15 protein-coding genes and 1 tRNA gene are annotated in these 21,989 nt (G+C 63.4%); 11 read left to right on the top strand and 5 right to left on the bottom strand.

Translation table 11 applies throughout. The features are described from left to right. Window positions 1-94: 94 nt before the first annotated feature. Window positions 95-1,375: a Y-family DNA polymerase gene (locus IC614_RS11520; RefSeq protein ID WP_207791120.1), complete on the bottom strand. Its 1,281-nt coding sequence runs from the start codon at window positions 1,373-1,375 to the stop codon at window positions 95-97. 143 nt (window positions 1,376-1,518) lie between these two features. On the opposite strand from IC614_RS11520, the gene recJ reads away from it, so the two are divergent. The 10 genes from recJ to clpS all read left to right on the top strand — a co-directional run bounded on the left by recJ (window position 1,519) and on the right by clpS (window position 14,022). Further along, complete coding sequence (recJ, locus tag IC614_RS11515) at window positions 1,519-3,282, top strand: single-stranded-DNA-specific exonuclease RecJ (RefSeq protein WP_200973212.1); 1,764 nt, start codon at window positions 1,519-1,521, stop codon at window positions 3,280-3,282. Between the two features lie 111 nt (window positions 3,283-3,393). Then, window positions 3,394-3,468: transfer RNA gene (locus IC614_RS11510), tRNA-Glu, on the top strand. 245 nt (window positions 3,469-3,713) lie between these two features. After that, the gene (locus IC614_RS11505) at window positions 3,714-4,631 is read left to right on the top strand and encodes an Abi family protein (RefSeq protein ID WP_200971599.1); all 918 of its coding nucleotides are present in this window, start codon (window positions 3,714-3,716) and stop codon (window positions 4,629-4,631) included. A 284-nt stretch (window positions 4,632-4,915) separates the two neighbouring features. Next, window positions 4,916-5,947, top strand: coding sequence for a hypothetical protein (locus tag IC614_RS11500; protein ID WP_404829129.1), 1,032 nt, complete (start codon window positions 4,916-4,918; stop codon window positions 5,945-5,947). Between the two features lie 397 nt (window positions 5,948-6,344). After that, window positions 6,345-8,687 (top strand): glycoside hydrolase family 31 protein, encoded by a 2,343-nt coding sequence (locus tag IC614_RS11495; RefSeq protein WP_264175498.1) that lies wholly within the window; start codon window positions 6,345-6,347, stop codon window positions 8,685-8,687. A gap of 86 nt (window positions 8,688-8,773) precedes the next feature. Beyond that, window positions 8,774-10,546, top strand: a complete 1,773-nt coding sequence (locus tag IC614_RS11490) for a PHA/PHB synthase family protein (protein ID WP_226372651.1) — start codon at window positions 8,774-8,776, stop codon at window positions 10,544-10,546. Window positions 10,547-10,623: 77 nt separating this feature from the next. Further along, window positions 10,624-11,298 carry a helix-turn-helix domain-containing protein gene (locus tag IC614_RS12290; RefSeq protein WP_207791119.1) on the top strand — a complete coding sequence of 225 codons (675 nt, stop codon included), beginning with the start codon at window positions 10,624-10,626 and terminating at the stop codon, window positions 11,296-11,298. A gap of 75 nt (window positions 11,299-11,373) precedes the next feature. Continuing rightward, window positions 11,374-12,855 carry a serine hydrolase gene (locus IC614_RS11475; RefSeq protein ID WP_200971595.1) on the top strand — a complete coding sequence of 494 codons (1,482 nt, stop codon included), beginning with the start codon at window positions 11,374-11,376 and terminating at the stop codon, window positions 12,853-12,855. A gap of 76 nt (window positions 12,856-12,931) precedes the next feature. Next, window positions 12,932-13,522 (top strand): phasin family protein, encoded by a 591-nt coding sequence (locus IC614_RS11470; protein WP_200971594.1) that lies wholly within the window; start codon window positions 12,932-12,934, stop codon window positions 13,520-13,522. A gap of 137 nt (window positions 13,523-13,659) precedes the next feature. Then, on the top strand, window positions 13,660-14,022 hold the full coding sequence (clpS, locus tag IC614_RS11465; RefSeq protein ID WP_404829128.1) for an ATP-dependent Clp protease adapter ClpS: 363 nt from the start codon (window positions 13,660-13,662) through the stop codon (window positions 14,020-14,022). 36 nt (window positions 14,023-14,058) lie between these two features. On the opposite strand, the gene IC614_RS11460 is transcribed toward clpS, so the two are convergent. Continuing rightward, on the bottom strand, window positions 14,059-14,790 hold the full coding sequence (locus tag IC614_RS11460) for a Crp/Fnr family transcriptional regulator (RefSeq protein ID WP_226372650.1): 732 nt from the start codon (window positions 14,788-14,790) through the stop codon (window positions 14,059-14,061). A 147-nt stretch (window positions 14,791-14,937) separates the two neighbouring features. Between IC614_RS11460 and murA the strand changes: the two genes are divergently transcribed. Beyond that, complete coding sequence (murA, locus tag IC614_RS11455) at window positions 14,938-16,221, top strand: UDP-N-acetylglucosamine 1-carboxyvinyltransferase (RefSeq protein WP_200971592.1); 1,284 nt, start codon at window positions 14,938-14,940, stop codon at window positions 16,219-16,221. Here murA and IC614_RS11450 read toward each other — a convergent pair. From IC614_RS11450 to IC614_RS11440, 3 genes are read right to left on the bottom strand one after another with little or no spacing between them, the layout of a single operon-like run. Beyond that, window positions 16,218-17,486, bottom strand: a complete 1,269-nt coding sequence (locus tag IC614_RS11450) for a DUF445 domain-containing protein (protein WP_226372649.1) — start codon at window positions 17,484-17,486, stop codon at window positions 16,218-16,220. The two genes, murA and IC614_RS11450, sit on opposite strands and share 4 nt — an antisense overlap. Window positions 17,487-17,517: 31 nt before the next feature. Then, window positions 17,518-20,586: an efflux RND transporter permease subunit gene (locus tag IC614_RS11445; protein WP_200971591.1), complete on the bottom strand. Its 3,069-nt coding sequence runs from the start codon at window positions 20,584-20,586 to the stop codon at window positions 17,518-17,520. A gap of 14 nt (window positions 20,587-20,600) precedes the next feature. After that, complete coding sequence (locus IC614_RS11440; protein ID WP_200971590.1) at window positions 20,601-21,803, bottom strand: efflux RND transporter periplasmic adaptor subunit; 1,203 nt, start codon at window positions 21,801-21,803, stop codon at window positions 20,601-20,603. Window positions 21,804-21,989: the final 186 nt, after the last annotated feature.

The raw sequence follows: 21,989 nt of genomic DNA, 5'->3' as shown, positions 1-21,989 counted from the left end.
AGCCTGATCACATGTGCTCCTGCGAAAGCAGGAGCCCAGCGGCGCCGATCGTGAAACGGGACTCCTGCTTTCGCAGGAGCACGTAAAGGACGGCTCAGCACAGAAACTCCGCCGCCTCCGGCACGCGGCTGAACGCGATCTTCACGCCGAGATAATTGAGGTCCAGCCCGCGCTGCGAGGCGAGCGTCACCGTCTGCTTCTTGTAAGCGCGGTTCAATTTGTCGATGGCGGCCCAAAGGAAGGCCTCCTTCTCCTCCCGCGCTTCCGCGCCGGGCGGGGCGAAAAGGTCGGGATCGCGGCCCTGGGTGCGAAAATCGCTGAAATTCACATAGACGGTGCCCATCCGCCCCTTCCACAGGCCTGAGCGTTGCAGCGCCTGGACTGCCTGCACCCACATGACGTCGAGTTCGCGCAGGAAGGTCCAGCTGTTCTGAGACGCCGGAAAGTGGCTCTCAAACTCCAGCCAGCCGCGCGGTCGGAGCGCGATGCCGAGGCTCATGCGGCAGGCATGCAGCTTGTAAAGGCGAAGGCGGCTCGCGGCCTTCAGGGTCAGGGCACGGGCGACGATGCGCGCCTCGGGCGGGCGCTGATGCTCGGGCGAGAGGACGCGGCTGTGGCCGATCATGCTCTTGGCCTTGGGCGCCTCGTCCGGAATGTCGTGGCCGCGCAGGGCGTAAAGAAAACGCTCCCCCACCACCGATCCCCAGATCGCCCGCGCCTGCTTGGGCGGGAGATGCCATAGCTTTTCGAAATCCGTGACCTTCGCCTTGGCCAGGCGGCGCTCGACCCCTTCGCCGATGCCGGGAATGGCGCGGAGCGGCAGCTTGGCGAGGGCATCCGGCAAGCTCTGCGTATGGACGACCTGCAACCCGTCCGGCTTCTCCAGTTCGGATGCCAGCTTGGCGAGCAGGGGGCTGGCGGCGATGCCGATGGAGGAGCGGAGCGCCGGGCCGACATTGCGGCTGATCCCCGCCTTCACCTCCAGCGCCTTGGCGACGGCGGCCTCCGCATTCTGCTCGTCCCGGCTGAGGCGGCAGGCGCATTCGTCGATCGAATAGACGCGCGTCACCGGCAGATGCCGCCCGATCTCCTCCATCAATTCACCATGCACTTCGACATAGCGCTCGTGCCGGGCAGGCCGGATCGCGATGCCGGGGCACATTGCGCGCGCTTCCCGGACGGTCGTGCCGCGCTTGATGCCGAGCGCCTTGGCTTCATAGCTCGCCGCGATCGCGCCGGTATGTTCGGAGGGAAGCGGGATCACCATCACCGGCTTGCCGAAGAGCGCGGGATCGTCATGCTGCTCGACCGCGGCGAAATAGCCGTTGAAGTCGATAAACAGGAATCGCAGCGGATGATCCATATCGAGTCGCATAGAACATAAAGAGAACAGATTTTAGGCATTCCCGCAATTCGGGGCCGCGATTTTTCCACAGCTTTTCGCTGGGAAGGATTCCGTTCCGGCCTGCAATGGCTTAGGAAGAGAGCGTGAACCTCCGCCCCGCTCCATCCGATTTCATGCATGTATGCGGCGTCGCGCGCTCGATATCCGGGCAGCCTTGGCGGTGGCGCGGCGCGGGGTGCGACCCGCTCGATCAAGGTTTCGTGCCGGACGATCTGGTGGCCCAGCTCCTGCTAGCGCGGGGGGTTTCGCGCGAGGATCTGGAGCGGCACCGGACGCCGACCATCCGCGGCTTCATGCCCGATCCGTCGATTTTCCGGGACATGGATAAGGCGGCGGATCGGATCGCCGATGCGGTTCAGGCGCGCGAGCCCGTTACCATTTTCGGCGATTACGACGTGGACGGCGCGACCTCCGCCGCATTGCTGATCCGCCTGCTCCGCGACCTCGGCCTTGAAGCTACGCCTTATATCCCCGACCGGCTGATGGAAGGCTATGGCCCGTCGGGCGAAGCGCTGGTGCGAATCGGCGAAGGCGGCGCGAAACTGATCGTCACCGTCGATTGCGGCGCGCAGGCGTTCGAGGCGCTGGACATGGCGCGGGATGCGGGGATCGAGGTGATCGTCGTCGACCACCATAAATGCGCGAGCGCGCTTCCCAATGCCTTCGCGCTCGTCAATCCCAACCGTTTGGATGAGGAAGCCGACGCCGCCGCGCACGGTCACCTCGCCGCCGTCGGGGTCGCCTTCCTGCTCGGCGCGGCCCTGATCCGGACGTTGCGGCGGCGCGGATTCTTCACGGAACGGCCGGAACCGCGCCTCGTCGACTTGCTCGACATCGTCGCGCTCGGCACCGTCGCCGACGTCGCGCAGTTGAAGGGACTCAACCGCGCCTTCGTGACGCAGGGCCTGAAGGTGATGGCGCAGCGCCGCAACATCGGCCTCGCCGCCCTGATCGAGGTGTCGCGGCTCGACCGCGCGCCGACCTGCACCGATCTCGGCTTCGCGCTCGGCCCGCGCATCAATGCGGGCGGGCGGGTCGGCAAGTCCGATCTCGGCGTCCGCCTCCTCACCACCGAGGATCCAGCCGAAGCGGCGGCGCTGGCCGAGGAACTGGAACGCTACAATCAGGAACGGCGCGCGATCGAGATGCTGGTCTGCGAAGCGGCGGAGGCCGCAGCCGCGGGGCAGGATAATCGCGCCGTCGCCCTGGTCCACGGCGCGGGCTGGCATCCCGGAGTCATCGGCATCGTCGCCGGACGCCTCAAGGAGAAATTGGGCCGGCCCGCCATCGTCGTGGCATTCGACGAAGCGGGAATCGGCAAGGGCTCCGGCCGGTCGATCGCCGGGGTCGATCTCGGCGCGGCGATTCTCGCGGCCAAGGACAGCGGCCTTCTGGTGGCGGGCGGCGGGCATGCCATGGCGGCCGGCCTCACCGTCGCGCGCGACTGCCTCGACGCGCTCGCCGACTTTCTCGACGACCGGCTGGCGGCCGATGTCGCGCGCGCGCGCGACGACCGCGCCCTCCTTCTCGACGCGGTCTTGGCGCCGGGCGGCGTCCATCCCGCGCTTTGCGACGCCCTTGAAGCGGGCGGCCCCTATGGCGCGGGGTGGCCGGGCCCGCGCGTCGCCGCCGGACCGGTGCGGGTCGTCAAGGCCGACATTGTCGGGCAAGGGCATCTGCGCCTGATCGTGTCGGGCGACGACGGGCGACGCATCAAGGCGATCGGCTTCCGGCTGGCGGACAGCATGCTCGGCCAGACCCTGCTCGCCGCTCCGGGAGACCGCAAGCTGTGGATCGCCGGACGGATCAAGCGCGACGATTGGAACGACCGCCCCGCCGCCGAAATCCACCTGGACGATGCGGCCTGGGCGGATTGATCGCGTGATGGTTTGGCGGCGCAAAGAAAATGCACGTCCCCCGCTTGACCCTGACGCCCGCCTCGCCTAATCGCAGCCCCGCCCAATGACGCGCCATGCGGCGCTCCAGATGGCCCCTTCGTCTAGCGGTTAGGACGCGGCCCTTTCACGGCTGAAACACGGGTTCGATTCCCGTAGGGGTCACCATATTGATTTTGCTGGATTTTCTGCGCCTATCCTGCTCTTTCGAGCGGGGGCAAACGAAATTTTTTGCCCCCTTTGTGGATCGTAAAGCGCAACCTCCCGCGACAACGCAATTCAACTTTCAGTTGAAAACGGGGCGTTCTAGCCCTATGTGACGGTCAATCGCACCCGCCAGGCCTCTGTTCGCAAGGACATGCACACTTGGCGGGTCTTTTGTTTTTGGAAGTCTCCGCCTAGGCTATGGCCTAATGGGGCGCACCTTTAACAAACCCGTACTCTCGATAGATCAACAGATCGCTCATCTGCGTTCACATGGAATGATCATCGTAGATGAGGCTCGCGCAGCATACTGGATCACGCACGTAAGCTATTACCGCCTTAGCGCCTATTGGCTCGCTTTCGAGCACCCCAAGGGTTCAACCGGTTCACGCTTCTTACCGGGCACATATTTCGAGCAGGTGACGGCTCTCTACGACTTTGATCGTGATCTCCGGCGCCTCGTAATGCGGGGTTCCGAGCACGTCGAAGTGGCCCTTAGGGGTAGCTGGGCTTACCAACTTGCTCATTCCAGTGGCCCGCACGGATATTTGAACCAAGATCTATATCGAGATCAGGAGGAATTTAGCCGGGGGCTTCGTAAGCTTACGAACGCAGTGAAGACCTCAGCAGAGACCTACATCGAACATTATCGCGCAACCTATGATATTCCCAATCTACCCGCCGTGTGGATGGTTGCGGAGATGATGTCGTTCGGACAACTCTCCAGATGGTATTCAAACCTTAATGATCGCGCATTGCGCAATAGGATTTCCGAGCCGCTTGGACTTCCGGAGACTGTGTTGGTACCTTTGGTTCGCCATGTTACTGACATCCGTAATATCTGCGCCCATCATGGCCGCCTGTGGAATCGTGGCTTTTTGCAGCCTCCGAAACTTGCAAAGAAGCCCGACGATTTAAACAAGTCCCTAGACCTTGCGGCCGCACAGGCACCGGCGAAGCTATACAATGCACTTACCCTAATAGCACACGTCATCCGCACGGTTGCCCCTGCATCAACATGGGCAATTGATGTCGCCGCGCTCGTCGAACGTCACCCTACAGGAGGGCAAGTCGCTATGGGCTTTCCTGCGGATTGGAGAACGCGGCCGTTGTGGCGTTCAGAATAGACTGCCTCTTAGCCTCTCATCAATGACACCATGAGAATAGCGAGCTATCATTCAGCATGGGGACCGAAATTGAGATATATGTTGGCCGAACGGCGGTGCCGGACGCCAATTACATGGGCTGGCAGAATTGTACGGATCACGTGTTCTACGAGGCGGACTTCTTTCGACGCCCTCGAAATTCTACACATAAGGTGGTTCGAGACGTCTCGGATCAATACTACATCGAGCCTCCAGAAACGTATCGCTACTTTCTAGCCCCTGCAGAGGTCGTCCGAAAACGGCTAATGATCCAAGGCTACACACCTGAATTTTGTGCACATTCCTGGGAGGTTTCACGGCTCCACCAAGTTGAAACATATCAGAAGTTTGCACGAGGTGAGGATAGCCAAATTAGCGCTGATCTTGCGCTGATGGCATCTACTTCTCTGTCAGATTGGCTGGAACTAGTTCGTAGACAGGAGAAGGCTTCACCAGACAAGGTGATTACTGGCCGCCACCAGCCTTGGCACATCATGAGCTTGCTCGGGGCGCCCAACGATGTTCTCGTTCAACTAGCCCTTCTATCCGATGCCTTTCCTTCGTCCCAAGTGTGGATGGATTGTAGCTTCCTCTACGATGATGACGATGATCCTCGAACACCGCACCAGATCGCGGAAGAAGGAGCGGCGGAGTTCGCCGATTTCCCCGAAGGCAAGATCATCGTTCTTACCGAGGGTAAATCAGACACAAGGATAATCACAGCTGCGCTTAAGGCCTTCTATCCTGAGTACGCCGACGCATATCAGTTCATCGATTTCGAGGAATTTCGGATTGAAGGCGGCGCATCGGTTCTCGCGCGCATGGTAAAGATACTCTCAGGCGCCCGAATACAGAACCGTCTTTTGGCCCTGTTTGACAATGATGCGGCTGGCGCTGAAGCGATTCAGAGTCTCAGCCGTATTCGTTTTCCCCGAAATGTTCGCCTAATGATGTTACCAAACACGAAGTTGGCGCGAAGCTATCCAACACTGGGCCCTAGCGGACGCCTTCGCATGGACGTGAATGGCTCGGCGGCTCCAATTGAGCTCTTTCTAGGTCGCTCGTCACTTATCACACCCGAAGGAACTTTACGGCCGATTCGCTGGAGCCAATGGAAGGACAACGTAGAGCGTTACCAGGGAGTGGTCGACGATAAGGACGCTATCTGCTCTGCATTTTTGGCATCCCTAGAGGCTGGCAGTAGCCCAAGTACTCTACGCAGGTCTTTTCCTGAGATGAATTTGTTACTGCAATCGATCTTTCGCGCCTTCGAGGACAACACGCCGCCTCTGATCTAGACCAGAGAAACAACGCTTTGTTGCCCCCTCGCCCGTAAGCCATTGATAAGCAATGATCAGGTTTTGCGCCTCAAAGGGGCAACTGCTATTGAAAACAAAGGATTTTTGAGTTCCAGGCTGAAACACGGGTTCGATTCCCGTAGGGGTCACCATCGTTTCCAGGCTCAAGCGCGATTACGGAACGGATTGGGCGGTCTCCACGCATCCTGTTTCCGCTTGATATCGAGACCGCGAAGCCCCTACGAAACTGCACGTTTGATTTTGGAGGGGGTATTTCGTGCGGTTAGCAAATGTCGGGCTTGTTCTGGCCCTGTTGTCGTCCAGTGCTTTCTTAGGCGCTCCGGCCTCCGCATCCCCGCCTTCCGCCGAACACTCCCTCTCCTTCCGGCGTGACGGCGTGGAGGCCAGGCTGGGCGCGGCCGTCGTCAGGGTGACGGCGATCACGGATGCGATCCTGCGGATCCGCATCGCCCCGGACGGCACGTTTCCGGAGGATGCGAGCTGGGCGGTGGCCAAGGATGTCCGGAACCGGAGCGTGGCGGTCGCTCCGTCCGCCAATGGCTTCGCCACGCAATCGCTGCGGGTCAGCATCGATCCCGCGACATTGCGGGTGACGGTATCGGACCTGGATGGAAAGATCATTTCAGAAGATGCCGCCACACCCCTTCGCACCGAAGGCGCGGCATTCACGCTCCGCAAGGCGATGCCGGTGAGGGAACGTTATTACGGTCTCGGCGACAAGACCGGGCCCTTCGACCGGCGCGGGGCAAGCTACGTGCTCTGGAACACGGACGCCTGGGGTTATGGGTCCGCCACGGATCCTACCTACAAGGCGATCCCCTTCTTCATCGCGACCGGCGGCGCGGGCGGCAGCTATGGCCTCTTCCTCGACAATAGCTGGCGGAGCTGGTTCGATTTCGGGCATCGCGAGGATCGGACGCTGGCCTTCGGGAGCGAGAATGGCCCGATCGATTATTATCTCATCGCGGGCCCTTCCACCGCGGACGTGACGCGCCGCTATACCGATCTGACCGGCAAGGCGCCGCTCGTCCCGCAATGGGGCCTCGGCTTCCAGCAATCGCGCTACAGCTACATGAGCGACGCGGAGGTGCGCGAGGTTGCCGGACGGCTGCGGCAGGAACGGGTGCCCACCGACGTCCTGTGGCTCGATATCGACTATCAGGACCGCAACCGGCCCTTTACCACCAACAAGACGACCTTCCCGGACATTGCCGGCCTCGCCCGCGACTTGAAGAAGGACGGCGTCCAGCTCGTGGCGATCACTGATCTTCACATCGCGAACGCGCCCGATCAGGGTTACGCGCCTTATGACAGCGGCGATGCCGGCGGCCATTTTCTGCGCAATCCCGACGGTTCCCGCTACATCGCGCCGGTGTGGCCCGGCCCGTCCGTCTTCCCGGATTTCACCCGTGCCGACACGCGGCGTTGGTGGGGCGATCTCTACAAGGATTTCGCCGATGCCGGCATTGCGGGCTTCTGGAACGACATGAACGAACCGGCGATCTTCCAAACCCCGACCAAGACGATGCCGCTCGATATTGTGCATCGTATCGCCACGGACGATTTCGCCGCCCGCGACGCCTCCCATGCCGAAACGCACAATATTTACGGCATGGAAAATGCCCGTGCGACGTTCGAAGGCCTGCAACGGCTGCGCCCGGACGAGCGGCCCTTCGTCATGACCCGCGCCACCTATGCGGGCGGGCAGCGTTACGGCGTGACCTGGACCGGGGACAACAGTTCCACCTGGGACCATTTGAAACTGTCGGTGCAGCAGCTTCTGAACCTCGGCCTATCCGGCTTTTCCTATAGCGGGGCCGACATTGGCGGCTTTACCGGCGGGCCGAGTCCGGATCTCCTGACGCGCTGGATGCAGATCGGCGCCTTTACCCCGGTTTTCCGGGTTCACGCCGCGAACAACGCGCCGCGGACCGAGCCCTGGGTCGACGGGCCGGACCATCTCGCCCTGCGCCGCAGGGCGGTGGAGGAACGCTATCGCCTGATGCCCTATTTCTACGGGCTCGCCGAGCTCAATTCGCGGACCGGCGATCCGATCATGCGGCCGGTTTTCTACGATTATCCGGCCATGCAGAGCGCCGGGTGCGACCAGTCGATGACTTTCACCGTCGGCAAGGATCTGCTCGTGGCGCCATCGGGCAAGCCGGAATCGCTGCAAACCTATGACGTCTGCCTGCCGGCCGGGGGGTGGTATGATTATTGGTCGGGCCTGCCCGCAAAGGATGAGGCGCCCAAGGGCGAAACCCGCTTCACGATCGCGAAGGAAACGCCGCGTCTCGACCGGCTTCCGGTCTTCGTCCGCGCCGGGACGATCCTGCCGCGCCAGCCGCTGGTGCAAAGCACGTCCGAAACGCCGCAAGGCCCCTTGTCGCTCGACATCTATCCGGGGGCGGACTGCCGGGGTGAACTCTATCTCGACGATGGCCGGACGCTGGGGCATCTCAAGGGCCAATATCTCCGCCAGACCGTGCGCTGCACCCTCACCGGCGACGGCCTGCGCATCGCGTTCGACAAGCGCCAGGGCGATTATGCGCCGTGGTGGAAGGACATTGCGGTCACGGTGCATGGCTGGGACGGCGACGGACAGGTGAGCGCACGCGGCAAGACCCTGCGGCATGACCGCGATGCCGCGGCGAAGACGATCCGCTTCACCCTTCCCGATCAACAGCGCGCCGCGGAAATCCGGGTGACGCGGCGTTAAGGCGCGATCCGCATCTTCAGCGCCTGACTCCCTCTCTGGCATCCGGGACTTGCCTCCGCTAACATCCGGTGCCGGAGAGAGCGAAGATGACGCAGGACAAGGATAGCCCTTCGATCGGTCTTGAAGGCGTCCAGCAATGGACGCAGCTGATGGCCCAGGCGCAGGAGATGATGCTCGGCTTCGCCGCGCGGCAGGTCGATCAGATGCAGGAGCATGTCGGGACATTCCCCGCGCTGCACGCGCTTTGGCCCAATGCCGGTGACCTGACCGACCCCGGAAAGCTCGCCAAGGCACAGGCCGAGTTGTGGACGCAAGGTCTGTCCATTTGGGAAAAGATGCTGTCCGGTTCGGCGGATGAAAGGAAGGCGATCGAGGCGCGGGCCGATCGCGACCGGCGCTTTTCGGCGGCGCAATGGAAAGCGCACCCGCTCTTCGACCTGCTCCGTCAAAGCTACCTCCTCATCTGCGACCGCATGCTCGGCAGCGTGGACGCCGCGGAAGGCCTGGATCCAAAGCAGAAGGAGCAGCTTCGTTTCGCCACTCAGGCCTTTCTCGATGCGATGAGCCCGTCCAACTTCCCTTTGACCAACCCCGAAGTGCTGGAGCGCGCGGTCGAGACGAAGGGCGAAAGCCTGCTCACCGGCCTTACCCATATGCTCCGCGATATCGAGAAGGGACAGCTCACCCATACGGCGGAGGATGCCTTCGAGCTCGGCCGCAACATCGCGGTAACGCCCGGCAAGGTCGTGAAGCGCACGCCGCTCTACGAACTCATCCAATATAGCCCGTCGACCGAGCAGGTGTTCGAAACGCCGCTCGTCATCTTCCCGCCCTGGATCAACCGTTTCTACATCCTGGACCTTAACCCGCAGAAGAGCTTCATTCGCTGGGCGGTCGAACAGGGCCTCACCGTCTTCGTCGTGTCGTGGAAGTCGGCGGACGAGAGCCTCGCCGGGGTCACGATGGACGATTACGTTCTGCAGGGTCAGGTCGATGCTATCGACACGGTGCGCGACCTGCTCGGCGTTCCCGCCGCCCATACGATCGGCTATTGCGTCGCGGGCACGACGCTCGCCGCGACGCTCGCCTATCTCGAGGCGACGGGTGAGGCGGACAAGGTCGCCAGCGCCACCTTCTTCACCGCCCAGGTCGATTTTTCGGATGCTGGCGATCTCTCCCTTTTCGTCACCGACGAGCAGCTGGGGATGATCGAGGCTCTATCGGCGGAAAAAGGCGTGATGGACGGCCGCTACATGGCCGCCACCTTCAACATGCTGCGCGGGCGCGATCTCGTGTGGAACTACGTCACCGCCAATTACCTGAAGGGCGAGGATTATCCGCCCTTCGACCTGCTCCACTGGAACGGCGATACGACCAACCTGCCCGCCAAGTGGCACCAAGCCTATCTGCGCGACCTCTATCGCGACAACAAGCTCGTCCAGCCCGGCGCCCTGGAGGTCGCGGGCGTGCCGATCGACCTTTCTCGGGTAAAAACGCCCACCTACATCCAGGCGGGCCGCGAGGACCACATCGCTCCGGCGAAGAGCGTGTGGAAGATCACGCATCATTTCAACGGCCCGCTCCGCTTCGTCCTCGCCGGGTCCGGCCATATCGCGGGGGTCGTGAACCCGCCCGAGGCGCAGAAATATCAATATTGGACGAACGACGATGCGGTGGAGACGCTGGACGATTTCATCGCGGGCGCAGCCAAGACGAAGGGCAGCTGGTGGCCCGATTGGCTGGCCTGGATCGGCACGCGGTCGGGAAAGAAAATTCCCGCCGCCAAGGCGCGCATTCCCGGCAAGGGCAAGCTGAAGGCGTTGGAAGACGCGCCTGGCACCTACGTGCGAACGCCCTGATGCGAGCAGAGGGGCGGGCTCGCTTGTTGTGCAAGACGGCAGCCTTCACCGCGCGTCTCGTCCATTATGGCGCGAATGTGCGCCATGCCGAGCATGAGCACCGCCAAGCGCAGATTTCCTTCCTGCTCCTCGGCGATGCTTTGGAGATCGTAGGTCGGCGCGAAGCGGACGTGTCCGTTCCGGCGAGCGGCATCAAGCCTGCGGGTATTCGCCATACCGCAGCCTTCGGCAAGAATGGCGCGCTGATGCTCGCTTTCGATTTCGCCGATGGCGCGGAACACGGCCCGTTCGATTGGACTGAACCCTGCCGGTGGCGGGGATTATCCGTGCCTCTGATGAATCTGATCGGCACCGCCTTGCGAAATGGAGGAACCTGCGAAGACTTCTTCTGGGACATTCTGGCCCATGAGCAGGACAGCGATTACGTCGGAAGATTGGGGCCTGGATGGTTGCACCGGGCGCGCGAGAGGATCGCCGATGATCCTGCGGAAGCCGACATTTCCGATATGGCGGCGCAAGCGGGCGTTCACCGCGTGCACTTCTCTCGGTCTTTCCAGCGTGCTTTCGGCATTGCGCCGAGCCTCTATCGTCAGCGTTGCATGGCGGCACGGGTTTTGAGCAACGTCTTGGCCGGCAACCCCCTCGCCGATGCGGCGTCCGCGGCGGGCTTTGCCGACCAGAGCCATATGACGCGCACGTTGCGAAAGCAGACCGGGCTTAATCCCCACCGGCTTCGAACCCTTCTCCTTTAAGGTTACATCGGTTCAAGACGGACCCGGGCCACGCCCGTAGCAACGCACCAGTTTCTAATCATCGGGTATCAACTCATGCGTTTTGCTTTTCACCTCTCCGCTCTAACCGCTCTGACGGCGGCATCACCCGGCATTGCCGCGCCTCGGCATCAGGATTTCGACCGCGCAACAAGCCGTGTCCGGCCGCTTGCCGATGCGACCCGTACCGTTCCGGGCGCGGCGCCCGCCGCTGCCTTCATCGCGGTGGCGAGAGGGATGAAGCCCGTCATCGTCGTCGACGGCGTGGCCGACGTCCGCACCGGCGCCAAGGCCGATGGCGACACGCCTTTCTACATCGCGTCGATGACCAAGGCCTATATGGGCCTGCTCGCCGCAGAACTGGACCGGAAGGGCATATTGAAGCTCGACAGCACGATCGCCGACCATTGGCCGGACCTGCGCATTCCCGGCACGGACACGAACGCAGTGACGCTACGCAACTTGCTCACTCACCGCCTGTTGTTCGAGAACTCGCCCCTGAGCTTCCGAACCGCCTATACGGACGAAGTCGCCGCCGCCGATTATCCAGCGCTTCTCGCCTCCCATTCGACCCTGCGGAAGCCGGGCTTCTCTTATACCAATCTCGGTTATTTGATGTATGGCGCCATCCTCGAAAAGGAGACGGGGCGGTCATGGAAGGACTGGCTGGCGAGCGATGTCTTCCAGCCTCTCGGCCTCCGCCACAGTTCGGCGCGGAGCAGTGATTTTCCAGTCGTCACCGCCGCGCATCAATGGACCGCGCAGGGCTGGCACGCCTTTCCGATGAAGACGGACGCCTTGATGCATGCGGCAGGAGGCCTCGTCACCTCGCCAAACGACATGGCGCGTTGGCTGCAGGCCCATCTCGAAGGCACGGGCCTGTCCGCCGGCAGCTTCCGTGCCGCCCATGCCGTCCTTCCGCATCCTGCGGAAACGAACGAAGGGCAAAGCTGCGACGGCTATGCCCTCGGCTGGTCGCGGTGCACCGCGCACGGCATCACCTATCTGACGCATGGCGGCGGCTATACAGGTTTCCGGTCGCGGATGCTGATCGTACCAGCCTTTGGCGTCGGCTTCGCCTATCTGACCAACAGCGACAGCATGACTGGAGGGTTGACCGCGAAGTTGCAGGACGCTTTCGTGAAAGCCCTGGCGGACCCCACCTTCGCATCGGACCCCGCCGCGTTTGCCGCAGATTATGCGAAGATCGTGGCGGAGCAGGCGGCGGGCCGCGCGTCGCGGGAGGCAAAGGACCGTACCGACGTCAAATGGGGCGGCTGGACTTGGCAGCCTGCCCCCGAAGTCCTCGCGCATTACGTAGGCCGCTACCTCCACCCCGCTCTCGGCGAGATGACGGTCCTGAGGGACGGGGGAGGTCTTGTGGCAGCCCTTGGCGCCTATTCGGTCCGGTTAACTCCCGCCGTGGAAGGCGTCTTTGCGGGCACCTCCAACCTGGCTGAAAAGCGAGAATTTTTGCGCTTTGATCCAGGCGCGCAATCGCTGCTTTGGAACGACAGCCGGTTCATCCGTGTGAACTGATATTGCAGTGCAGCATTTCTCTTGAAATTGCCACCGCAAGGCATTATTGTGCAGTGCAGCATAAGAGGTTTGTTTTATGGCTGACACGAAATCCAGGGTGAAGACGGTGCGGAAGCCCGCTGTCGTGGCCACGGCGGTTGCCGCCGCGGCCGGTGCGGCTGCCGCCGGTGCCGCGCGCGCCCGTAAGAGCAATGAAGGAAAAGCGAACATGACCAACGAAGCGACCCAGGCGGCTCAGGATGCCGCGCAGAAGACCCAGGCTTTCTTTGCCGACGTGAACGACCGCGCGAAGGTCGCGGCCGACAAGACGCAGAAGATCGTCGAGGAATTGACCGATCTCGCCCGCGGCAACGTGGAAGCGCTCGTCGCGTCGTCGAAGGTCGCGGCCAAGGGCGCCGAAGCGCTCGGCCAGGACGCCGCCGAATATGGCCGCAAGCGGTTCGAGGAAGCCTCGGCGACGCTCCGCAGCCTGTCGGAAGCCAAGACCCCGGCCGATTTCTTCCGCCTGCAGAGCGAATTCGCGAAGAGCGCCTTCGACAGCTTCGTCGCGGAAAGCGCTAAGGTCAGCGAGACGATGGTGAAGCTCGCCGGCGATGTCGCCGAGCCGATCACCAGCCGCTATTCGGTCGCTGCCGATCGCATGAAGGGCCTCGCAACCGTCGCGTAAGCACGTTCGAACAGGAAAAAGGCGGTCCTCCGGCAACGGAGCGGCCGCCTTTTTTATGCGTTATGGGTTACGAGATTGTCGTTTTGGAACGGCGCACCATCTTGCCGCGGGCGCGCCGGAATAGCATAATTGGGGCCATGTACATGATCGGGGACGAGTTCAAAATCCTGTCGGCTGGTGGCGATCAGCGCGATGCCGACGAAGGCACCGGCCTTGGCGTTGCCACCCGCACGCGAACCCGGACGAAAACGCCTTCCCCCTACAAGGTATTGATGCTGAACGACGATTACACGCCGATGGAATTCGTCGTGCTTGTCCTTCAGCGTTTTTTCCGCATGGACATCGAAGATGCGACCCGCGTGATGCTGCAGGTTCACCAGCGCGGCGTGGGGGTATGCGGCGTGTTCAGCTATGAAGTCGCGGAAACCAAGGTTTCGCAGGTCATCGATTTCGCACGCCAGAACCAGCATCCGCTGCAGTGCACCTTGGAAAAGGCCTGACGCGGTCCACGCCGCCTAGCTGCGCATCGGCGAAGGCTAGCGCGCCGGCGGGAGCCAGCTCGTGTCGATCTTCGCGTAGCGATCGATGAAATTCGCTTCGGCCGCCAGGCGGCCTTCGTCGATCAGCCCCACCTTGTTGCCGCTGCGGGCGATCAGGCCATCGTCGACCAGGCCCCGCATCATGCGGTTGACGTGAACGGCGGTGAGGCCGGTCGCGTCGCCCAGATCCTCCTGCGTCAGCGGCAGTTGAAGCTCGCTCAATTCGCCTTTCAACATCACCCGATTGCGGGCGAAGATTTCGCACAGGATCGATGCCACGCGGGCCCGCGCCGACGTGCGGCCGATCGAGGCCAGGCGGTCCGCCATCGCCACCCGCTCCGCCATCGTGACCGTGAAGATCAATGCGGCGAGACGCGGATGGGATTCAAAGATGTCGCAGAGCTTCTGGCGGTTGAACGGCGCGATCGTCGCATCGCTCACCGTCACGATCGTTTCGGGTGAGTGATCGAGCGCCAGGCTCGACAGGCCGATGATGTCGCCGGGAAAGAAGAAACGCATGATCTGGCGGCTGCCGTCGCCGAGGACGACATGGCTTTGCAGCCAGCCCGACCGCAGCACGAACAATTCCCGGCCGCGATCCTGCTCCCGGCGGATGATGGTTCCGCGTTTGCATTCCCGCTCCTGCACCTCGATTTCATCGAGGGCGGCATGTTCGTTATCCGTTAGGTCAAGATAGTGCGACAGACGTTCCGCAAGGCAACTGCCCAAATTCATCCCCGTTTTTAAAGCCCACTCTTGGGCGGCTTATTAGGATGCATTTTTTTGGTGCGCCCTAACCGAAATCAAGTGACCGCAGCGGATCGTTTCGGCATGAGGCTGCTTGCGTGCGCGCGGCAAAGCTCTAGAAACCGCGCCATGGACAAGATCATCATCAAAGGCGGCCGCCGCCTTGAAGGCCGCATCCAAATTTCGGGCGCGAAGAACGCGGCCCTCACCCTTTTGCCCTGCGCCCTCTTGACCGACGAGCCCTTGACGCTGCGCAACCTGCCGCGCCTCGCCGATGTCGACGGCTTCGGTCATCTGATGAACCAGCTTGGCGCCTCGACGATGATCGAAGGATCGAAACGGGACGAATTCGGCCGCGTGATGACGTTGCGGGCATCCAACATCGCGTCGACGGTCGCGCCTTACGACATCGTGCGCAAGATGCGGGCCTCGATCCTCGTGCTCGGCCCCCTCATGGCCCGCGCGGGGGAAGCCACCGTGTCGCTGCCCGGCGGCTGCGCGATCGGCAACCGGCCGATCGACCTGCACCTGAAGGCGCTCGAAGCGCTTGGCGCCGAAATCGAGCTTGCCGCCGGCTATGTGAAGGCGAAGGTGCCGAGCGGGGGCCTGCGCGGCGGCCATGTCCGCTTTCCGGTCGTATCGGTTGGCGCCACCGAAAACGCGCTGATGGCGGCCGTCCTCGCCAAGGGGACGACGGTGATCGAAAATGCCGCGCGCGAGCCGGAAATCACCGATCTCGCCATGTGCCTCATCGCCATGGGCGCGAAGATCAGCGGCCTGCGCACCGATACGCTGACGGTCGAGGGCGTCGATCGCCTCCACGGCGCGACCTATGCGGTGATGCCCGACCGGATCGAGGCGGGCAGCTATGCCTGCGCCGCAGCGATAACCGGCGGGTCGATCGAGCTGGTGGGCGCGCGCAAGGAGACGATGACCGCGATCCTCGACGCGCTGATCGAGGCGGGCGTCACAGTTGAGGACGTGAAAGGCGGCATCAGGGTGACGGCGGGCGCGGACATTAAGCCCCTGACCCTGTCCACCGCGCCGTTCCCCGCCTTCCCCACCGACATGCAAGCGCAATTCATGTCGATGCTGGCACTGGCGAACGGGACCAGCCTGCTCACCGAAACGATCTTCGAAAACCGCTACATGCACGTGCCGGAGCTGTCGCGCATGGGCGCCGACATCGACGTGCGCGGCCGCGCCGCCGTCGTGCGCGGAGTGCCGAAACTCCATGGTGCGGAAGTGATGGCGACGGACCTGCGCGCGTCGATGAGCCTCATCCTCGCCGGCCTCGCGGCCGAAGGCGAGACCATTGTCTCCCGCATCTACCACCTCGATCGCGGTTACGAGCGGCTGGAAGAAAAGCTGCAGGCCGTCGGCGCCGATATCGAGCGCGTATCGGCGGGTTAAGCCACCGTTTCGACGGTATGAATGATGAGGCCGACGAGGCCGCCGACAAGCGTCCCGTTGACCCGGATATATTGCAGATCGCGTCCGACCGCACTTTCCAGGCGGCCGGTGATGGTGCGCGCGTCCCAGCCGCGGACCGTTTCGGATACGAGGGCGACGATGCCGGTCCCATAGGTCGCGACCATGCCGACGACGGTGCGGCGGGCGAATTGGTTGATCGTGGCCTTGAGCCGGGCATCGTCCTGAAGGGTGGTGCCGAGCTGCTGCAACGCTTCGCCGAATTTTCCGGCCATCGTCGCGTCGGGATCGCGCGCCGCCCTTAAGAGGCCCGCGCGAGCGTTTTCCCAGAGGCCGTCCATCCAGTGGCTGAGCGCTTCATTGTCGACGAGGCCGTTCTTCATCTCCTCGACCTTGGCCTGCGTATCGGGATCGCTGCGCAGGTTGCTGGCGAGACGCGCCAGGCCTTCCTCCGCGCTTTGACGCAGCGGGTGGTGCGGATCGACGGCCATGTCGATGGTGAGGCGGCGCAGACCGTCGACGATCGCATCGGCGAGTTTGTCGTCGATCCCCGCGAGCCGCATCACCCAGCCCGCCCGTTCGTGGACCATGTCGCGGATGATGTCCTCATTGGCGTCGAGCGTCCGCCCGGCCCAGGTGATGATGCTGTCGAGGACGGGAATATGCCGGTCCTCATCCATCGCCGCTTCCAGCGACTGGCCGAGCATTGGCGAGACTTCCAGCGCGCGGATGCGGGAGGAAATGGCGCTCTTCACCATGCCGCCGAGGCGTTCCTGATCCAGCGATTCCAAAACGTCGACGATGAGCCGTGACGCGCCCTCGCGCAGCCGCCCTTCGCCCGCCGGCGGCTCCGCAAGGAAGCGGCCGATCGCCCCAGCCACGTCCACCTTCCCCATGCGCCGCGCGACGACGGACGGGGTCAGGAAATTGTCCCGGAGGAAGAGGGCCAGCGTGTCGCCGATCCGGTCCTTGTTGCGGGGAATGATGGCGGTGTGGGGGATGGGTAGCCCAAGCGGGTGGCGGAAAAGCGCGGTGACCGCGAACCAGTCGGCAAGGCCGCCGACCATCGCGGCTTCGGCGAAGGCCTTCACGAAGCCCCAGGCCGGATAGGCTTCATCGAGGCTGGTCGCGACGGCGAAGAGCGCGGCCATCGCGAGCAGCATGCCCGTCGCGATGACCCGCATGCCCCGCGCGCCGCCTTGAACCGGGTTGAGGCGTGAGAGGCCGGACGACGTGGAGTGGCGCATGCCCTCTATATCGTCCGGCCGCCCATTTGGTTCACTCCGCGGGTTGCGCGGCGGGGCCGTGATCCTCGACGCCCTTGTAGGTGATGAGCTTCCGGCCATGCTTGGCGATCCGCTTTTCCAACCCAAGGGCCAGGGAGAAGGTTCCGGGCACCAGCACCAAGGTCAGGACGGTTGAGAGGATGAGGCCGCCGATCACGGTGATGCCCATCGGCGCGCGCCATGCGTTGTCACCAGAAATGGCGAGCGCGGTCGGCACCATGCCCGCGACCATGGCGACCGTGGTCATCACGATCGGCTGGGCGCGCTTGTGGCCGGCATCGAGGATCGCCGTCATCTTGTCGACGCCTTTGTCCATCTCCTCCAGCGCGAAGTCGATCAGCAGGATCGAGTTCTTGGCGACGATGCCGAGCAGCATCAGGAGGCCGATATAGACGGGCAGCGAGATCGGATTGCCGGTGACGAGCAACGCCAGCGTGCCGCCCAGCGGCGCCAGCAGCAGCGAGCCCATGTTCACGAACGGCGGCATCAGGCGCTTGTAGAGCAGCACCAGCACCGCGAAGACCATGAACAGGCCCGAAATCACGGCGATGATGAAGCTCTGAATGAGCTCGCCCTGCCATTTCTGCATGCCGGACACGACCTGGTTCACGCCGAGCGGCAGGTTCTTCATCGTCGGCAGCTGATTGATCTTGGTCCAGGCCTGGCCGCTGACGATGCCGGGGGCAAGATCGGCGCCGATCGTGACGCGGCGCGTCTGGTTCATGCGGTCGATGCGGGTCGGCCCGGCGCCGAAGCCGATATTCGCGACGAGCTTCAACGGCACCGATCCGCCGGTCGCCGTCGGCACCGGAAGGTTCTCGATCGTCGAAAGCCGCGCGCGGGCATTTTCGTTGAGCGCCACCCGGATCGGGATCTGCCGGTCGGACAGTGAGAATTTCGCGCTGTTCTGATCGATGTCGCCCAGCGTCGCGATGCGGATCGCGTTCGAAAGCGCGCCGGTGGTGACGCCAAGCTCCGCCGCCAGATCGAGACGCGGGCGGATGGTGATTTCCGGACGCTGCAAGTCGCCGTTGACGCGCGGCGACGTGATCTCGGGCAACCCGGCCATTTCCTGCATCAGCTTGTTCGCCGTGGCCTGCAGCTTGGCGGGATCGTCGCTGCCCAGCGTGACCATGATGTCGCGGCCGCCGCCGAATTGCGAGCGGAAGGACACGCGCGCATCCGGGATGTTCGCCAATTGCGGGGCGATCGCCCGTTCGAACTCGACGCTCGAACGCTCTTTGTCTTCCTTGTAGATCGCGGTCACGTTGGCATTGCCGACGAAAACCCGGCTGAAGGTGGATTCCACTTCCGGCTGCTGCTTCAGCAAGCTCGCGACCTGACGGGCGACCGCGCCGGTTTGGGCGAGCGTGCTGCCCGGCACCATTTCGATGGACGCCGTGGAGCGATCCTGGTCGGTTTCCGGCTGGAAGGTCTGCGGCAGCATCGCGAAGGTGGCGATGGTGCAGGCGAAGGCGATCGCGCCGCCCGTCACCGCGACCCAGCGGTGGCGGAGGGTGAAGCGCAGGACCGACATATACCAGTCCATCAGCTTGCCTTCGCCGTGCGACTGATGCCCTTTGGACTTCAGGAAATAGGCCGCGATCATCGGGGTGATGAGACGCGCGACGGCGAGGCTCATCAGCACCGACGCCACGACGGTGAAGCCGAAATTCTTGAAGAACTGGCCCGCAATGCCCGGCATCAGGCCGACGGGGAAGAAGACCGCCACGATCGACATGGTGGTCGCAAGCACGGCGAGGCCGATCTCGTCTGCCGCCTCGATCGAGGCCTGATAGGCGGATTTGCCCATGCGCATGTGCCGGACGATATTCTCGATCTCCACGATCGCATCGTCGACCAGCACCCCGGCCACCAGCGCGAGCGCCAGCAGCGTCATTGTGTTGAGCGTGAAGCCCATCAGATCCATGAACCAGAAAGCGGGGATCGCCGACAGCGGAATGGCAAGGGCCGAAATGATCGTGGCGCGCCAGTCCCGCAGGAACAGGAACACGACGATAACGGCGAGTACCGCGCCTTCGAGCATCGCCATCATCGAACTGTGATATTGCTCCTTGGCATATTTCACATTGTCGAAGACGAGGTCGAACTTGACGTTGGGATTGCGCTTTTCGAGCTCCGCGATCTTTGCGACCGCGCCGTCGAACACGGCGACATCGGATTCATTCTTCGCGCGCTGGAAGCTGAAGGCCAGGACTTGCTGGCCGTCCTGCGTCGCATAGGAACGCTGCTCGGCATACAGGTCGCGCACCTCACCGATGTCGGCGAGCTTCACCGTGCGTCCGCCGCCCACATTGAGCTGCGTTTGCGAAAGATCGAAGGCATTCGCCGCATTGCCGAGAACGCGGACCGACTGTTCCGAACCCGCAATCTCGGCGCGGCCACCGGCGGCATTGAGGTTGATCTGGCGAAGCGCCTGATTGACCTGGTTCGCGGTCAATCCCTGCGACTGGAGCTTGGCCGGATCGAGGATGACGCGGATTTCGCGGCTGACGCCGCCCGTCCGGTCGACGCCCGCCATGCCGGGGACCGACAGCAATTCCTTGGTGACGGTGTTGTCGACATACCAGCTCAGCTGCTCGAGCGTCATGTTGGTCGACGAAACGGTGTAGCTCGCAAGGTCGTTGTCGGTCGTGTCGACGCGGAAGACCTGCGGCTCCAATATGCCTTCCGGCAATTGGCCGCGAATCTGCGTGATGGAATCGCGCACGTCGTTCACCGAGCGGTCGATCGGGGTGCCGATCGCCAGCTGGACCACGGTCGTCGAACTGCCTTCGGTGACGTTGGAGTTGATCTCCTCGATCCCGGGCAAGGACCGGACGGCGGCTTCCACCTTCTGCGTGATCTGGTTCTCAAGCTCGGTCGGCGCGGCGCCCGGCTGCGAGATGGCGACGATCACCACCGGGAAATCGATGTCCGGATCGTTCTGGATTTCCATTCGCATGAAGCTGATGAGCCCGGCGAGCGCGAGCGCGACGAACAGGACGAGCGGCGGAACCGGGTTCCGGATCGCCCATGCCGATATGTTGCGGAAACTCATATGCTGTGCTCGCCTTAGCGGTTGGCCGTCGCGCGGACGGGCTGGACGGTATCGCCGGGGTTCAAGAACGCGCCTGCCGATTCGACGACCCGTTCGTTGCCTTGCAGGCCGCCAACGATGGCGACGCCGGCATCGGACACATCGCCGATCTGGACGTCGCGACGGACGACCTTGTTCCTGCCGTCGATGATGTAGACGAAATTGCCCTTGTCGTCGCTTTGCACCGCCGATTCCGGCAGCAGCGGCGCGTCGAGCGCACCGGCGCGGATTTCGGCCGACGCGAAGCCGCCTGGACGAATGGCGCGGTTATAGGGAATGGAGATGCGCGCCTCGCCTTGGCGGGTTTGCGGATCGATGACCGGCGACACCTGCCAGACCGATCCTGAGACGGTCTGAGCCGAACCAACCGGAGTCACGCTGGCGGGGACGCCGGGGCTCAGCCGCGTCAGATCCTCTTGCGACAAGCGGGCGAGCATTTCCATTTCGCCGCCCATGGCGATGCGGAACAAGGCGCCCGAACCCGCGCTCACTACCTGGCCCGGCTCGACCATGCGATCGAGAACCAGGCCGGCGGCGGGGGCACGGACGTCCAATTTGCCGATGCGCGCGCGGGTTTCGGCAAGCTGGGCCTGCGCCACCCGGACGCGGGCATTGGCGGCGTTGAGCGTCGCTTGCTTGCGGTCGATATCGGCCTGCGACACGAAGCCGCGCGCGACCAAGGCCTGGGCCCGCTTCAACTCGCTCGCGGCGAGCGCGGCGTCGGCGCGGGCGACGTCGATCTGCGCGGCAAGCTGCTGCGCCTGCTGGCTTTGCACCGACCGTTCAATGACGGCGAGCGTCTGACCTGCGCCGACCCACTGACCGGGCTCGACGAGGACGCGGGCGACGGTGCCGCCTTCGCCCGACACGCCGACCGGCATGTCGCGGCGCGCGGCGAGCGTGCCGGTGGCGGAAATGAGACGGGCGACCTGCTGGCGGCCGGGCACGATCACGGTGACGCGCGGCGTCGCTGCGGCCCCGCCCTTGGCGGCCGGTCCCGCGGCTTTCTCTTCGCCGCCGCCCATCAGGGCTGCGATGGCGATCAAGGCGACCACGATCGCGGCGACGGCCGCGACGATGATATTACGCCGCCGCCGGTTGCGGATGATGATCGTCTCATCCACGATCTCGCCATCCGCGAGTGCGTCGCGCCGCCACTGAGCCGCTTCGATATTCATAGCCATCTTTCCACCGCTGAGACGGTTCATCCCGTCATATGCCGACTGTATTACCGCAATAAGTCACCGGCCTCAAGCCGGAAAAAGTGCGCGCGCAGCCTGTCGTGCGCCGCCCATAGACCCGAAGAAGGCTTTTTTCCATCGATTCCGGTTTAATGGGGCTGAATCGGGCTTGTCTTTTCCATT

It is taken from the genome of Sphingosinicella flava (assembly GCF_016025255.1).
Taxonomy (GTDB): domain Bacteria; phylum Pseudomonadota; class Alphaproteobacteria; order Sphingomonadales; family Sphingomonadaceae; genus Allosphingosinicella; species Allosphingosinicella flava.
The sequence above is the reverse complement of the archived record's forward strand: the minus strand, read 5'-3'. Positions and strand labels throughout refer to the sequence as shown.

What these genes read in the sequence shown, in the direction of transcription:
- IC614_RS11500 (WP_404829129.1), top strand. Translation starts at nt 4,916, where the DNA reads ATGATCCAAGGCTACACACCTGAATTTTGTGCACATTCCTGGGAGGTT.
- IC614_RS11470 (WP_200971594.1), top strand. Translation starts at nt 12,932, where the DNA reads ATGGCTGACACGAAATCCAGGGTGAAGACGGTGCGGAAGCCCGCTGTC.
- recJ (WP_200973212.1), top strand. Translation starts at nt 1,519, where the DNA reads ATGCATGTATGCGGCGTCGCGCGCTCGATATCCGGGCAGCCTTGGCGG.
- murA (WP_200971592.1), top strand. Translation starts at nt 14,938, where the DNA reads ATGGACAAGATCATCATCAAAGGCGGCCGCCGCCTTGAAGGCCGCATC.
- IC614_RS11440 (WP_200971590.1), bottom strand. Translation starts at nt 21,803, where the DNA reads ATGAATATCGAAGCGGCTCAGTGGCGGCGCGACGCACTCGCGGATGGC.
- clpS (WP_404829128.1), top strand. Translation starts at nt 13,660, where the DNA reads ATGTACATGATCGGGGACGAGTTCAAAATCCTGTCGGCTGGTGGCGAT.
- IC614_RS11490 (WP_226372651.1), top strand. Translation starts at nt 8,774, where the DNA reads ATGACGCAGGACAAGGATAGCCCTTCGATCGGTCTTGAAGGCGTCCAG.
- IC614_RS11520 (WP_207791120.1), bottom strand. Translation starts at nt 1,375, where the DNA reads ATGCGACTCGATATGGATCATCCGCTGCGATTCCTGTTTATCGACTTC.
- IC614_RS11450 (WP_226372649.1), bottom strand. Translation starts at nt 17,486, where the DNA reads ATGCGCCACTCCACGTCGTCCGGCCTCTCACGCCTCAACCCGGTTCAA.
- IC614_RS11475 (WP_200971595.1), top strand. Translation starts at nt 11,374, where the DNA reads ATGCGTTTTGCTTTTCACCTCTCCGCTCTAACCGCTCTGACGGCGGCA.
- IC614_RS11505 (WP_200971599.1), top strand. Translation starts at nt 3,714, where the DNA reads ATGGGGCGCACCTTTAACAAACCCGTACTCTCGATAGATCAACAGATC.
- IC614_RS11445 (WP_200971591.1), bottom strand. Translation starts at nt 20,586, where the DNA reads ATGAGTTTCCGCAACATATCGGCATGGGCGATCCGGAACCCGGTTCCG.